The sequence below is a fragment of the Pseudanabaena mucicola FACHB-723 genome (assembly GCF_014696385.1).
GTDB lineage: Bacteria > Cyanobacteriota > Cyanobacteriia > Pseudanabaenales > Pseudanabaenaceae > Pseudanabaena.
Genome location: NZ_JACJQB010000017.1, coordinates 15,147 through 30,053, shown reverse-complemented (window position 1 = coordinate 30,053; position 14,907 = coordinate 15,147). Strand labels below are relative to the sequence as shown.

The following is a 14,907-nucleotide window of genomic DNA, read 5'->3' as shown; positions in this document are numbered from 1 at the left end:
TCTTTTTTGTTAACGGCTATCTCATATTGTAATATGTAGTGGACAGATATTGGCATAAAAAGGGAGAGAAACTATGGCTTACAGCGCTTTTACGTTACGCAAAGCTAAGGAAGAATTAAATCTCAATTTTGTCGAAGGGGTGAGATTTTTACCTGACTTAAATGTAATTACTCCCAGTGCTAATTTGATTGAGTTTCTACAGGAAAGTATTCCTTTGGCGATCGCGATGGGATCAGAAAAAGCACGATCAGAATTAATTATTTCGCCAATTCTATTTGAAGTGAGAAAACAGCTTAATCGTCAAATTAGCTTTTTTTCAGGAGAGGAGTTTAATGTTGATGAAAGCATTGGTTTAAATGGGGTTTGTGATTTCTTGGTTAGTCGTTCAACCGAGCAACTTTTTGTAGAAGCACCTGTAGTTGCGATCGTGGAAGCGAAAAAGGATGACTTGAAGTCAGGTTTAGGTCAATGTATTGCTGAAATGGTTGCCGCACAAAGATTTAACTTGAATAGAGAGAATACTATTGACAGGATTTTTGGCTGTGTGACTAGTGGGAATCGCTGGCTGTTTTTACAACTAAAGGAACAAAATTTAACTATAGATTTAGAAGAATATGTAGTCCCTCCTGTGGACTGGTTGCTAAATGCTTTGGCATGGATGTGTAAACCAAATTTTGACGATCGAGATCTCTGTTAAACAGTTCAGTTGATTTAGGGAACTCCTTGAGCTTTCATCCTGATATAAAATGGCGATCGCATAGATTGGCTAGTACTTCCTTGGACTTTCTCCCATTCTTCTTTGATTTCTTGGCCAATCTCTTTTTGATGATCGAAGTAATAACCCATTGCTGCATGAGCTTCGGCGGGTGTTAGGTAAAGGTGCTGACGACATATTTCTTCGACTGACCAACCATAGGCGAGATAGTCCATGACGATTTGCGCTACTCGAATGCGCGGTAAACGTTGTAGTCTTGCGGGTTGGTTGTCGCTTTTTTCGATATGTGGATAACTTAGAGCTAACATGATATTTTGCTTTTCTTTAACTAAGTTGTCATATTTTTACAGTATAGTCTTTAATGATGTCGATAAGATTTGCTTAGATAATGAGCTAATCGTAGTTTCTCTATTTCCAACCATCAAAAACGCTAATAAGGTATTTCCAAATAGAATGGGCTGTAAGTTAGTGGATGCTAGATATTAGCTTGGTAAAATTTAGTAGATAGCATCTAAATTTTATCAAAATGTTTTAAATCCATATCTAAAAAGAGATTTTAACGAGATAATGCCATATGAAACTAGATTTAATGTATTACTGCCAAAATGATGGTTTACCTGACAAGTGGCTTCTAGAAGGATGTCAGTTAGGTAATATCAACTTAATTGTTGGTAAAAATGCATCAGGCAAAACCAAAATTCTTAGAGCTATTAACCTTATAGCAGGAATATTATCAGGTGAAGCAGATCTTAAACCGAGCCGAGGTTCAAGAAAGTGGAAGCTTTTCTTTGACACTCATGACGAAGAAAACAAAAAAGTGTATGTATTAAAAATCGAGTCTGGGAAAGTAGTTGAAGAGAGTTTTACTGTTGGAGCAAAGCAATACCTAAATCGACAAACATCTGGTATAGGTAAAGTTTGGGCGGAGAGATTAAATCAGGATATAGATTTTCAAACTCCAGTTGATGAAGTAGCTGCTCTAAAACGAAGGGACTCTATTCAACATCCTTTTTTTGAGGAAATCTATAATTGGGCTAGTTCTTTAAGATACTATCAATTTGGAACAGATTTAGGTAGATCTAGCTTGATCGTTATGAGAACCCAAAAACTTGATGCTATCAGAGAAAGTATAAACTTTAAAGATGCCGATCAAGTAATTGGTATTTTCAAGTTAGGAGAAGAATTGGGAGATAGTTTTATTGAAAATATAAAGTTGGATATGAAGCTCGTAGGTTATACAATATCTGATATTGGAACTAAGATCCCTTCATTTATACTTAATGAAAGTGAGGAGGTTTGGTCAGAAGGAGAAGCTCAATGTTTATATGTTCAGGAAGTTGATCTGACAGAAAAAACTGAACAGGGATCTATGTCACAAGGAATGTTCAGAGCATTATCTCTAATAATTCAAATTAACTATTCACTTCTTGCTGAAAAACCTAGCTGTATATTAATTGATGACATTGGCGAAGGTCTTGATTTTGAGAGAGCTTCAGCTATGATTAAAGTACTGATTAGCAAAGCAGAATCTGGTTTAGTGCAACTAATAATGACAACTAACGATCGCTTTATTATGAATGGTGTTCCTCTTGAGTACTGGTCAGTAATTGAGCGTAAATCTAGCTTAGCAAAACTACATAACATGTATAATTCAAAACAAATTTTTGATGACTTCAAGTTTACGGGGTTGAACAATTTTGACTTTTTCTCTTCTCAGTTTTATCTTGACGGGTTTGGTGAAGAGGAGATAGAAAATTAGTGAAAAGACTTGCGATTTTTGTAGAGGGACAAACAGAGAAAATTTTTGTTAGAAAATTGCTTGAAGAGATCGCAGGTAAAAGCAACATTGCTATTGCTGAGCAAGATATGCAAGGCAAACAGAATAGTAGATTCACAGTATTGACTATGAGTGATCCTGTTACTGCTCAAACCAAATATTACGTTCTAATATGTAATTCTGGCAGTGATAATAGTGTTGTTTCTGATATCCGTGATCAGTATGCTAGCTTGGTTAGCTCTGGTTACAGTAAGATAATTGGCTTAAGAGATGTTTATCCAATTCCAATTGCAGACAAGGGTATTTTAGAGGGAAGTTTACGCACAGTACTACCAAGAGGAAGTGTTTCTTCACATATAGTACTTGCTATAATGGAAGTAGAAGCATGGTTCTTGGCAGAGTGGAAGCACTTTTTGAAGATTGACGTAAACCTCACCACATCGTTAATCCAGTCAAATCTGGGATTTAATCCTGAGGTAGACAATATGGAGAATAGAAATCATCCTGCCGAAGATTTACATCAAGCTTATCAGCTTGTGGGTAAATCTTATAGAAAGAAAGAGAATCAGGTAAATAGAGTGGTTTCAAACTTAGATTACGAATTTTTATACTTGCAGCTTGCTGGTATTATTCCTAGTCTTGGGAAATTCATTAGTTATATCGATGATTTTATGATGCTTTAATTACAATCATAGTTTTTGGAGATTTTTCCAGTTTGCATAGCTCATTACTACATTTATTCTCAAATTGATCGCAAGTCTAAACTAAACTCAGGCAAGACATCCTCACCAGATAACACATCAGGATTAGTGAGAACTTCCACCGCTTGATTTTGGCGATAAATCTCAACAATATTTTTCCTGCGATCTAGTAACCAAACTAACCTTGCGCCATTTTCGACATATTCCTGCATTTTCGCTTGAGTCTCCTTGCGCGTATCCATTGGTGACATCAACTCCAAAACAAAATCAGGTGTAATCGGTGGAAACTTTTCTTTTTGAGAATTAGTTAACGCATTCCATCGCTCTAAACTAATCCACGACACATCAGGCGATCGATTAGCATTATTAGGCAACTTAAAACAAGTCGATGAATCAAACACTTTTCCAAGCTTAAGGCGATTATTCCAAATCCAAAACTGAGCAATCAAACCTGCATTATAAATTCCTGTCTCTCCACCCGTAGGAGCCAAAATAACTATCTCTCCTCTAGAATTGCGCTCAAACTTGATATCAGGATTGGCTAGACATAACTCATAAAACTGCTCATCAGCCAACTTCGCGATTGGTGCAAGATTTAGCGTTACCGTATTCATGTCTTTTAGTTTGCAGATACAGTCATGACAAGATTTTAGCACTTTTGAATAATAGAGATTGTGCTATAGCCGATCGCATTACTGCAATTCATAGTTTGACGTTCTGATCTTAACAAAGCCTCGAATAGCGGAGCTGTAGTCTCTTCTGTCTGACCATGCTTTAGTAAAGATGGGGCAACTTCAGCAAACTAAAAATAAATTAATCGCCATCGTATCCCAGTCAGCTTTAAGGTTGACTCGAATTGATCTAACTTCTCTCCTGTTAACTTGTGGTTAGTAGCTGCAAAGTTGACGCAAAGCATCAACTTTATTTTAACCCACGCTATTCTCTAGCTTCAACGCTAAAAGCTTGTCTGCTTCCACTGCAAACTCCATAGGTAGTACATTAAATACTTCCTTACAAAATCCGCTAATGATCATAGACACAGCATCTTCCATCGCAATCCCACGTTGTTGGAAGTAAAACAGTTGCTCCTCACCAATTTTGGAAGTAGAAGCTTCATGCTCGACCCTAGCCGTATTGTTTTGAACTTGGATATAGGGGAAAGTATTAGCCTGAGAGCAGTCGCCGATTAGCATCGAGTCACATTGTGAATAATTCCTTGCACCTTCCGCTTTAGGCGAAATTTTTACTAAGCCACGGTAGCTATTTTGCGAGCCACCTGCGGAAATACCCTTAGAAACAATCTTGCTGCGGGTATTTTTGCCAATATGCACCATTTTTGAGCCTGTATCCGCTTGTTGCTTGTTATTTGTGAGAGCAACCGAATAAAACTCACCAACAGAATTTTCACCAACTAATACACAACTTGGATATTTCCAAGTAATCGCTGAGCCAGTTTCTACTTGCGTCCAAGAGATTTTGGAGTTTTTGCCTTGGCACAAGCCGCGCTTGGTCACAAAGTTATAAATTCCACCTTTGCCATTTTTATCGCCAGCGTACCAGTTCTGCACTGTGGAATATTTGACCTCAGCATCATCAAGGGCAACGATTTCGACAACGGCCGCATGAAGTTGATTGGTATCAAACATTGGCGCAGTACAGCCTTCGAGATAGCTGACATAGGCCCCTTCTTCAGCAACGATCAGGGTGCGCTCGAACTGTCCCGAATCCCCATTGTTAATGCGGAAATAGGTGGACAAGTCCATCGGACATTTCACGCCTTTAGGGATATATACGAAAGAACCATCGCTAAATACGGCAGCGTTTAGTGCCGAGAAGTAGTTGTCAGCGATTGGTACGACACTGCCTAAATATTTTTTGATTAGTTCAGGATATTCGTGCATTGCCTCGGAAATCGAGCAGAAGATCACGCCGACCTTGGCTAAATCTTTTTTAAATGTCGTGGCAACAGAAACGCTGTCAAAGATCGCATCTACGGCGACATTGGCGAGACGCTTTTGCTCGTTGAGAGAAATACCTAACTTCTCAAAGGTGTCCAATAATTCGGGATCGACTTCATCGAGACTTGCCTTTTTCTTGGACTGCTTGGGTGCGGAATAGTAAACGATATCTTGATAATCGATCGCAGGATAATCCACATGCGCCCAAGTCGGTTCTTGCATCTTTAACCATTGGCGATACGCTTTGAGTCGGAATTCCAGCATATATTCTGGCTCATTTTTCTTAGCCGAAATCATGCGGACGACATCTTCGCTCAGTCCGCGAGGGATAGTGTCCGACTCAATGGACGTAACAAATCCATATTTGTATGGTTGGTTGACAAGTGCTTGAACCGTTGCAGTCATGTCAGTTAAGGCTCCTGATAGTTTATGGGTGATTAAGGCGCGAAGCGCAGTAATCACGGGATTAAAACAACTTGCTTGTTTCTTTACTAATTGTAGGTTACATTAACAACATACGAGTTGTCAAAGTCAATTTTCTGATGACTTTGTAACTTAATTGAGTTTTGACTCTATGGATAGGGTCAGTTGCCATCAGGAGCTTATAATTCATGAAAACTCCCATCGGTGTTGCTGAGATGATTTCCAGTAACCCAGACCTAAAGCTAGACCACAAACAAGATGCTAAGCACGACACAAAGCATGATATTTTGCAGCACTTGCTGAAACGTGGGGAGGTCACAGCGCAGGACTTGGCAGAAAAGCTAGATATTAGCCCACAGGCAATTCGGAAACATTTAAAGGATTTAGAAACTGAAGGATTGATTTATCATACGGCTGAGCAGTTGGGCATGGGTCGTCCTCAATTTATCTACGCGTTGACGGCGGCGGGGCGAGATCGCTTTCCTGATAGTTATAATCAATTTGCTGTAAATTTCCTCGATACGCTAATTGATACTTTAGGTAAAGAACAAGTATCTGAAGTATTGCAGAAGCAATGGCAACGCAAAGCCCAGCATTACAAATCTCAACTGGGTAGCGGTTCACTCAAACACAGACTAGAAAAATTAGCTGAAATTCGCCGCGCTGAGGGCTATGTGACAGAGTGGTTCCCTGTTGAGGGAAATGATCAACAAAAGCAGAATTTTATATTTACAGAATATAACTGTGCGATTGCCCATGTTGCCGAATCATTCCCTAGCGTGTGTGGACATGAGCTAGAAATGTTTGCGACAGTCCTAGATTGTCCTGTGGAACGGACTCACTGGATGGTGGATGGAGAACATCGCTGTGGTTACTTAATCCATGATCAAGCGAATAGCTGTTAGTTATTCGCTTTACATCCACAAACAATGCTAATTGAATTAGCATTGGTATAAACCAAAACCGAGATATCGTACTGCCTGCTACGCAGGCAGTACGATATCTCGGTTAAAAAACACAACAGGAAAAAATATGAGTTTAACTTTAACCAAAGATAACGTTGAAAATGTTCTCGATGAATTGCGTCCCTATCTCATGTCTGATGGTGGGAATGTAGAACTAGTTGAAATTGAAGGCCCAATTGTCAGATTGCGTTTGCAAGGTGCTTGTGGCTCTTGTCCTAGCTCGGCTATGACTTTAAGAATGGGAATTGAGCGCAAGTTGAAGGAAGAGATTCCTGAAATTGCTGAAATCGAACAAGTTTTCTAGGTATAGCTACAGCAAAAAAACAAAGAGAGTTGCGGCGCGAAGCGCCGCAACTCTCTTTGTTTTTTTGCTTAGAATCCATTTTTGTAAATGTCTTGGATTTGAGCAAAGAATTCTTGCATTTTTAAGAATAAGGAGGTGAGATTACTTTGGTTTTCACCTTGTCCCATTTTCTCGATATCAGATGCGATCGCAGCAATCGATAAAACCCCTAAACTACTGCAAGAACCTTTGATCATATGGGCAGTTTTTTTGATTTCGCCCCAATCATTAGCCATAATCTGCTGCTCTAACTGCCCTATGTTTTTTGCGATCGCATCACAAAAAGTCTGAAATATCTCTTCTTTAAAATGGTCATTACCATCAACCAGACTATCAATATAGTCCCAATCAATTAGCGGCACAGCATCGTACTTGTGGATGTCAAGACTGCAAGCACTATCTTCAGTCACAATATTTACATTCTTAGAATTGATTTTTTTCTCCCATTCAGCAATCTTCTGAGCAAGATCCTCTTTACGAATGGGCTTGCTCACATAATCATCCATACCACAGGCAAGACAGCGATCGCGATCTTCTTTCATCGCATTAGCAGTCATCGCCACAATTGCAATTTTGCTCTTCTCAGAATCAAGATTCCGAATTGCCCTAGTGGCTTCATAGCCATCCATCTCTGGCATTTGGCAATCCATCAAAATCAAGTCATAGTGGATATGCTCAAGCAATTGCAAAACTTCATGTCCATTACCTGCAACATCAGCGTCGTAGCCAAAATTGCGTAATTGGTGTAGCGCCACTTTTTGATTAATCGGACTATCTTCAGCTATCAATATCTTGAGCTTAGATGTACTAGTAGGTTTTGGTTGAGGCACAGGCTGGGTAGGAATATCCATGATTGTATTAAGTTGAGCATTGGAGGAAGCAACTTCCATTAAGACATCAAATAAACGAGATTGCTTAACTGGCTTGACAAGATAGAATTCAAAGCCCATCTCTTTGACGCGATGTACACCACCCCGTTGATTTAAAGAGGTGAGCATAATTAACTTTGTATCTTTAAGACTGGGATCGGACTTGATCTGTGCGCCCAACATTTCACCATCAAGATCTGGCATCTGCATATCTAAAATGGCAATTTGGTAAGGATCGCCTGCGGTAATGGCGGCACGGATGATCGGAATTGCTTCCACGGCGCTCTGCACTGCATCTACGCGCATTTGCCAAGCAGTAAGCTGATAGGAGAGAATTTTACAATTCGTCTTATTATCGTCAACTACTAAAACCCGAATATCTTTGAGAGCAACATCTCGCCTTGGTTTACGAGCCACGATTGCTGCTTCTGACTGCTTAACAAACGGGAGCTTGAACCAAAACTGTGAACCTTTACCTTCTTCGCTATCAATACCGATTTCTCCACCCATTAAATCAACAATTTGTTTGCAAATTGCCAAGCCTAAGCCAGTGCCACCATACTTGCGGGTTGTAGAAGCATCAACTTGAGTAAAGGGCTGAAAAAGTTTCTTCTGTGATTCTGGAGATATCCCAATACCTGTGTCAATAACCCGAAATTCAATATTGGCATTCGATGCTGTTTCACCTAATAGCGAAACTTTGACTATAACTTCGCCTTGGGCTGTAAATTTGATTGCATTACTAACGAGATTAGTTAATATTTGCCGTAATCGTGATACATCACCACACAGATAAATAGGCACATTCTGATGGATTAAAGAAGCGAGTTCTATGCCCTTTGACTGTGCCAACATCGCTAACAAATCGGTTACTTCTTCGACACAGGTATTTAAATCAAAATTAATCTCCTCTAGTTCCATTTCATTTGCTTCAAGCTTAGAAAAGTCCAGAATTTCATTAATTAATGTCAGTAGATTCTCCCCACTGATTCGCACTGTTTCGACAAAGTCACGCTGCAACTGAGACAGCTCGGTATCCGCCAACAATCCCGTCATCCCCAACACAGCATTCATAGGAGTCCGAATTTCATGGCTCATCGTGGCAAGGAAAGAGCTCTTCATGCGAGTAGCAATTTCGGCTTGATGGCGTGCTTCTTCTAATTCAATATTTTGCTGGGCAAGCTGCTTACGGCGTAAAGTTTCTTGCTCTAGTAGGGTTGCTTGGTAGAGGGCAATCCCCACTTGGCTAGCTGTTTCTGTCAGAAAATCCACTTCAAAACTGCGCCATTGTCTTGGCTCACTGCATTGGTGAGCAATCAGGAGTCCCCAAAGACGATCACTCTCTAAAATAGGAACAACAATATTTGCTTGGACTTGGAACTGGGCCATCAATTTTTTGTAGCAATCTGGCGTATCGGAATTAGGAACATCGGAATTGACCACCTTGCGACCTTGGCGATAGTCACTCCATAGACCATGACGGAAGCATAAATCTTTTACCTCTGTACCTAATGATGGAGTCCAAGGCTCTATGACCGACTCCACCTCTACATTGCCTTCCCATTCGCCATTAAAGCTGTAAACAATGACTCGATCAGCTCTGAGAAATTTTCGCACCTCTGAGACTGTGGTACTCAAAATTTCCCCAACGTCAAGAGATTGTCTAATCTTTAAGGTGATTTGCGATGAAACAAGGGCGCGCCAATTTTGAAGGCGGATTTCTTCTTCCACCCGTTTGCGATCGCTAATGTCTACGCCAGTACCAATAATAAATTGAGTTTCATTATTCTGATTGACCAATACTGTCGTTGACCAAGAAATCAAGCGATGCTCACCACTTTTTGTGACCCAATAATTTTCAAGGGAATTGAGAAGCTTTTTATTATGTGCTGGCTTGCTAAGACTACTGCTAACCGAATCAACATCTTCAGGCAATAAAAGAATTTTACAAAAGGATTGATTTCTAATCTCTTCGTAGTGATAGCCCGTTACTTTCTCGCATTCACGATTAAATCTGATGATATGTCCATTGGCATCTAAAACAAAAGCCAGTGCGCTGACATTATCTAAAATCGTAATTGTAAAATCACGTTCCTGCTTTAGTCTATTGGCTAGGTGCCGACGGGCAGTGACTTCCCGTTGTACGAGGTAAAATAATAGACCGATTACCCCCAAGGTTGCAATTAACGTAAATATAGAAATGCGTATAGAATTACTAGTCAAATCTTGAATTTCTTTCTGTAGCTTTGTTAAATCAGCGCTCTCGATCTCAACTAGATCTTCTAACTGTGTAACAGCAATGTTGAATTCATTAGAGCTACTATTGAGATCAAATATTTTTTTGCGAATAGCCTCAGTTCCTGCGGATTGATACAGCATAGATATCTGCTGAGATTCATTTAACTGTTTCTCAATTTGCTCAGCCAACAAAGAGACTGTTGATTGAAACCGAGCCTTATACTTAGGATTTTCTAGTAATTGAGTGTATTTTTTTAAACCCGAATCTTGAGATATTGCCTTTAGTTCTTTTAATTCTAGTTCTAAGTTTTTAATCAAAATTTTCTGCTTTGATAAACTTTCAGGACTACCTGACAAAATATAGTTAGTAGTCTCTACTTTTAGATCGCGCAGATGATTGAGGGGCTGATTGATTTTACTTAGAGTCTCATTTTGCTGAATAACTGCATTATTTGATTTCTCGACATAGCCAATATTCATTAAGGCAGTTATGCCCATACCAGTCACCATCGCCGCCGCTGTAATGCTCCATAACGCAATTTTCTTCACAAAAGTTCCCTTAGGGACATTGCTCTGAAGATCGCTGATGGGGACTGAATGGTTGATTGCTAAGAGGCTGCGACGGGAATCAATAATATAAGCAACCTGACGGGCAAGAGCCTTAAGTGCGTTAATTTGCTCTTGATTCAAGTCTCTAGGTTGATGATCAATTATGCAGAGTGTACCTAATGGATATCCTGCGCTAGTTTTGATCGGCACGCCTGCATAAAATCGGATATGGGGTGGTTCTAGAGTTAGCGGATTTGTCGCAAATCTTGGATCGGTTAAAGTGTCATGAACGATAAAAATGTCATCTTGAAGAATGGCATGGGCGCAGAATGATACCTGTCTAGAGGTTTCTGTCTGACCCAGACCCACCCTAGATTTAAACCATTGTCGATCCTTGTCGATCAAACTGACCAATGCGATCGGTGTTTTACAAATATCCGCAGCTAGTTGTGTGATATCGTCAAAGCCCTGCTCTGATTCGGTATCTAGGATGCTGCACTCATATAAAGCGGCGATCCTTTCTAGTTCATTGGTTGGTTCTTGGGCAGGAATCATTTAAATCTCAGCATGAGTATGCTACACGAAAGTTTCCCCGTTCGTTTTAGATGTATGCGATTAAGCCATCCCATCTCATCCTAATTTAACAAACTTTTACCTTTGTGTCTAAGACTACGGCATTGCTTCGCAGTACAATAACGATCGCAATCATTGTGTCGTAAGCATAAATACTCTCTTGATTTCCCTTGAACTAGTCACCGAAATTTACCATCGTCCTCTGCTGTCTCTGATCTTTGAGGCTCAGACTATCCATCGCCAGTACCATCAAACCGATGCCGTGCAGATGTGTACTTTATCGAATATTAAATCAGGGCGGTGTCCTGAAGATTGCAAGTATTGTCCTCAGAGCGCTCGCTATCCAACGGGGGTAGAAAATTATCCTCTATTGCCCCTTGATGAAGTAATCAGTCAAGCCCAAGAAGCCAAACAGCATGGCGCGACTAGATTTTGCATGGGTGCAGCATGGCGCAATGCTCCTGATGGTGAAGAGTTTGAGCGGGTATTACAAATGGTGGAAGCAGTTGCAGGCATGGGAATGGAAGCCTGTGTGACGATGGGGATGTTGCGTCCTGATCAAGCACAACGTTTAGCTCAAGCAGGTTTAACCGCTTACAACCACAATCTCGACACTTCTGAAAGTTTCTATCCCGAAATCATTACGACGCGCACCTATCGCGAGCGTCTCGAAACAATTCAGCATGTTGCCGATGCAGGTATTCAAGTTTGCTGTGGTGGCATCGTTGGTATGGGTGAAACTGATTGCGATCGCATTGATCTTCTGCACACTCTCGCCAATCTCAACCCACAGCCAGAATCCGTACCCATTAACGCCCTCTCTGCCGTAGAAGGTACACCCTTTGGCGATATTCCCGAAATTGATCCGCTAGTGTTAGTGCGAATGGTTGCAACCGCGAGGATATTGATGCCAAAAGCGGTGGTGAGACTATCCGCAGGTCGCGATCGCCTCAGTGTATCCGATCAAGCCCTATGCTTCCTTGCTGGTGCAAACTCCATCTTTTCCAGCGAGAAATTACTCACAACTGCCAATCCCGATTGGCAAGATGATGTGGCTATGTTTGAAAAACTTGGTGTGAAACCCAAGGAATTCGCATAAAAAAAGCTCCCCTAGGGGAGCTTTTTTTATGCGAATTCGGGTCTGCCTTGAGACATGAAATGTTTTTGCGAACTCATTTCTGGTTCTCCCTGTTGTGGAATTCGCTGAACATATGTTCCATCTGCCTTAAGATCCCAAGCTTGACGATTATCCGCAAGAATGATTTCCAGAATCTGTTTGAGTTCCTTTACCAAAATTGGACTTTCAACGGGTGTAATTACCTCAACCCTTGCATCAAGGTTTCGAGGCATCCAGTCCGCACTACCGATATACACCTGCTCTTCGCCAGCATTGCTAAAGTAAAAGATACGTGAATGTTCTAGGAATCGTCCAATTACGCTAATGACGCGAATGCGATCGCTTAGTCCCTTTACTTTTGGGCGAATGCAGCAAATACCGCGAATAATTAAATCAATATTTACACCAACCTGTGAAGCTTCATAGAGGGCATTAATAATTTCAGGATCAACCAAAGAATTCATCTTGGCAATGATATAGGAAGGATATCCCTGCCTTTGATGCTCAATTTCGCGATGAATTAGCTTCAAGAATTTCTCACGCATATTCACAGGAGCAACGAGCAATTTGCGATAGTTACGCTGACGCGAATAACCAGTCAAATAGTTGAATAAATCGGTAAGATCAGCGCCTAAATCATCATTACAGCTAAAAATACCTAGATCACTATAAAATCTTGCTGTTTTAGGATTGTAATTGCCAGTACCGATATGGACATAGCGAACTAAGCGATCACCTTCTTGACGCACAACTAAAGCAGTTTTGGTGTGAGTTTTGAGATTTTTCAATCCATAAACTACATGCACACCTGCATTTTCTAGCTTCTTTGCCCAAAGAATATTATTTGCTTCATCAAATCTTGCCTTCAGTTCGACCAACACCGCTACTTGCTTACCATTTTCAGCAGCACGTACCAAGGCATGAACGATCGGTGAGTCGCCAGAGGTGCGATACAGGGTTTGCTTAATCGCTAAGACATCAGGATCATTGGCAGCTTCTTCGATAAAACGCTGTACCGTCGTCGTAAAGGATTGATAGGGATGATGGACAAGAAAATCACCTTCTTGGATGATTTCAAAAAAACTTTTATCCTCTTCATAGCCTTCCTTGAGGCGTGGATGGGTGACTGATTTCCAAGGTTTGTCTTGATACTCTTCCATCGGTAAAAATGCGATCGACATCAACCCACCTAAGCCAATTAGCCCCGGAATATCATAGACATCCGCTTCGGTAATTCCCAGTTGTTCAATCAATTCCTTCCGAATTTCTGGGGGAACATCCTTAGCAATTTCCATCCGCACCACAGATCCAAACTTTTGCTTGCGTAGTTCCTCTTGTAGTGCGGAAATGAGATCGTCAGCTTCTTCTTCTTCGATGTCCAACTGAGCATCGCGGGTAATCCGAAATGGATAGTAACTGACTATTTCCATACCCGGAAATAAGGCTTCGAGGTTATGGGCAATGACCTGCTCTAGGGGGACAAAGGTATGGTCATCGGTTTCAGGGATTTTGACAAATCTGGGCAATACATTGGGGACTTTGACCCGCGCAAAGTTTTTTTCCTTGGTTTCGCGATCGCAAACGATCACCACTAAATTGAGACTGAGATTAGAAATATATGGAAATGGGTGAGCAGGATCGACAGCTAAGGGGGTCAGTACAGGAAATAGCTTGTCTTGGAAATAATTCTTGAGATAGCGTTGATGTTTTTTATCAATATCCTTATAGTCCAGCAGCTTTACACCATGTTTATATAACTCAGGACGCAGGGTATTCTCAAAAAATTCATGCTGCATCGTGATCAACGGGACTAGTGCTTCACGAATTAACGCTAGTTGTTGTTCAGGGCTGAGACCGTCGTCGGAGACAACATCAATTTGTTCAGCCAATTTTTTCTTGACCCTTGCCACTCTAACCATAAAAAACTCATCAAGGTTAGTGCTAAAAATCGCAAAAAACTTAGCCCGTTCTAGTAAGGATGTGCGAGAGTCAATACCCTCACTTAAAACCCTCTTATTAAAAGCAATCCAACTTAGCTCACGATTAAACAAGGGAATTGACTGATCTAGGGATGTTTCAAATTCTGGCTCAATTAATTCTAACTTGCTTAAATTTGTGTTTGAATTTGTACCTTTGACCGCTTTTTCTAGTTTAGATACTGAGACCTCTGCCGACTCAGTTTTAATCGCAACTATGTCAGATTCTGCTGGGTTAACTTCTACACTTATTTGGCTTACATCTTTTTTAGGTCTAGGCATACAGATCAAGATACCGTCTTAATTTATTGTGTTTAACTAATTCTCAGCTATTTTCCAAATGAAAAGTAACTAATTTACATTTCTATTGATATAGCTATTCTCATACAGGTGAGTTATAGACAGGTGGCTTAAGCCCTTTGTTCAGCTAGCTTAGATAAAACCATGTGTGTCTTACTAAACTAAAAACCGCTATAAATAGCTCGGTTAAATATAAAATCCTAAAACCTGTGGCGCTCGCATCAGAGGTTTTTAGATACTTATAGACTAGCGAAATATGGAAAATTACTGTGTGAGCTTAAACACCATCAAGTAAATAAAGGGCGATGATTGAGACTATTGGTAGTGCTAAATAAGTAAGGATGGGCGGCGCAAAGCGCCGCCCATCCTTACTACAATAAATCCTTTCCTTTTTAGGAATATC

The 14,907-nt window shown here is 40.6% G+C and carries 11 protein-coding genes; 6 read left to right on the top strand and 5 right to left on the bottom strand.

The features are described 5' to 3' along the window. Positions 1-73 precede the first annotated feature (73 nt). Complete coding sequence (locus H6F41_RS10090) at positions 74-697, top strand: hypothetical protein (RefSeq protein WP_190403352.1); 624 nt, start codon at positions 74-76, stop codon at positions 695-697. A 14-nt stretch (positions 698-711) separates the two neighbouring features. Here H6F41_RS10090 and H6F41_RS10085 read toward each other — a convergent pair whose 3' ends face one another. Next, positions 712-1,023, bottom strand: coding sequence for a DUF433 domain-containing protein (locus H6F41_RS10085; protein ID WP_190403351.1), 312 nt, complete (start codon positions 1,021-1,023; stop codon positions 712-714). 266 nt (positions 1,024-1,289) lie between these two features. Here H6F41_RS10085 and H6F41_RS10080 point away from each other — a divergent pair, with 266 nt between their 5' ends. Further along, positions 1,290-2,474 carry an ATP-binding protein gene (locus tag H6F41_RS10080; protein WP_190403350.1) on the top strand — a complete coding sequence of 395 codons (1,185 nt, stop codon included), beginning with the start codon at positions 1,290-1,292 and terminating at the stop codon, positions 2,472-2,474. Next, positions 2,474-3,175, top strand: coding sequence for a DUF4276 family protein (locus tag H6F41_RS10075; RefSeq protein WP_190403349.1), 702 nt, complete (start codon positions 2,474-2,476; stop codon positions 3,173-3,175). Before H6F41_RS10080 ends, H6F41_RS10075 begins: the two co-directional genes overlap by 1 nt. A gap of 59 nt (positions 3,176-3,234) precedes the next feature. On the opposite strand, the gene H6F41_RS10070 is transcribed toward H6F41_RS10075, so the two are convergent. Further along, a complete protein-coding gene (locus H6F41_RS10070; protein ID WP_190403348.1) occupies positions 3,235-3,807 on the bottom strand; it encodes a Uma2 family endonuclease in 573 nt (190 codons plus the stop codon). Positions 3,808-4,119: 312 nt separating this feature from the next. Then, positions 4,120-5,556, bottom strand: coding sequence for a Fe-S cluster assembly protein SufB (gene sufB, locus H6F41_RS10065; RefSeq protein ID WP_190403393.1), 1,437 nt, complete (start codon positions 5,554-5,556; stop codon positions 4,120-4,122). Positions 5,557-5,789: 233 nt separating this feature from the next. Here sufB and sufR point away from each other — a divergent pair, with 233 nt between their 5' ends. Both sufR and H6F41_RS10055 read left to right on the top strand, forming a co-directional pair. After that, positions 5,790-6,479 carry an iron-sulfur cluster biosynthesis transcriptional regulator SufR gene (sufR, locus tag H6F41_RS10060; RefSeq protein WP_408962539.1) on the top strand — a complete coding sequence of 230 codons (690 nt, stop codon included), beginning with the start codon at positions 5,790-5,792 and terminating at the stop codon, positions 6,477-6,479. A 127-nt stretch (positions 6,480-6,606) separates the two neighbouring features. Continuing rightward, on the top strand, positions 6,607-6,843 hold the full coding sequence (locus H6F41_RS10055; RefSeq protein ID WP_126386298.1) for a NifU family protein: 237 nt from the start codon (positions 6,607-6,609) through the stop codon (positions 6,841-6,843). 68 nt (positions 6,844-6,911) lie between these two features. Here H6F41_RS10055 and H6F41_RS10050 read toward each other — a convergent pair whose 3' ends face one another. Beyond that, positions 6,912-11,093, bottom strand: coding sequence for a response regulator (locus H6F41_RS10050; RefSeq protein ID WP_190403346.1), 4,182 nt, complete (start codon positions 11,091-11,093; stop codon positions 6,912-6,914). 178 nt (positions 11,094-11,271) lie between these two features. Here H6F41_RS10050 and bioB point away from each other — a divergent pair, with 178 nt between their 5' ends. Beyond that, a complete protein-coding gene (gene bioB / locus H6F41_RS10045) occupies positions 11,272-12,210 on the top strand; it encodes a biotin synthase BioB (protein WP_190403345.1) in 939 nt (312 codons plus the stop codon). Between the two features lie 26 nt (positions 12,211-12,236). On the opposite strand, the gene ppk1 is transcribed toward bioB, so the two are convergent. Then, positions 12,237-14,486, bottom strand: coding sequence for a polyphosphate kinase 1 (gene ppk1 / locus H6F41_RS10040; RefSeq protein ID WP_199288730.1), 2,250 nt, complete (start codon positions 14,484-14,486; stop codon positions 12,237-12,239). Positions 14,487-14,907: the final 421 nt, after the last annotated feature.

Coding starts and splice junctions, on each gene's coding strand:
- H6F41_RS10055 (WP_126386298.1), top strand. CDS start 6,607: ATGAGTTTAACTTTAACCAAAGATAACGTTGAAAATGTTCTCGATGAA.
- H6F41_RS10080 (WP_190403350.1), top strand. CDS start 1,290: ATGAAACTAGATTTAATGTATTACTGCCAAAATGATGGTTTACCTGAC.
- sufR (WP_408962539.1), top strand. CDS start 5,790: ATGATTTCCAGTAACCCAGACCTAAAGCTAGACCACAAACAAGATGCT.
- sufB (WP_190403393.1), bottom strand. CDS start 5,556: ATGACTGCAACGGTTCAAGCACTTGTCAACCAACCATACAAATATGGA.
- H6F41_RS10050 (WP_190403346.1), bottom strand. CDS start 11,093: ATGATTCCTGCCCAAGAACCAACCAATGAACTAGAAAGGATCGCCGCT.
- ppk1 (WP_199288730.1), bottom strand. CDS start 14,486: ATGCCTAGACCTAAAAAAGATGTAAGCCAAATAAGTGTAGAAGTTAAC.
- H6F41_RS10070 (WP_190403348.1), bottom strand. CDS start 3,807: ATGAATACGGTAACGCTAAATCTTGCACCAATCGCGAAGTTGGCTGAT.
- H6F41_RS10090 (WP_190403352.1), top strand. CDS start 74: ATGGCTTACAGCGCTTTTACGTTACGCAAAGCTAAGGAAGAATTAAAT.
- H6F41_RS10085 (WP_190403351.1), bottom strand. CDS start 1,023: ATGTTAGCTCTAAGTTATCCACATATCGAAAAAAGCGACAACCAACCC.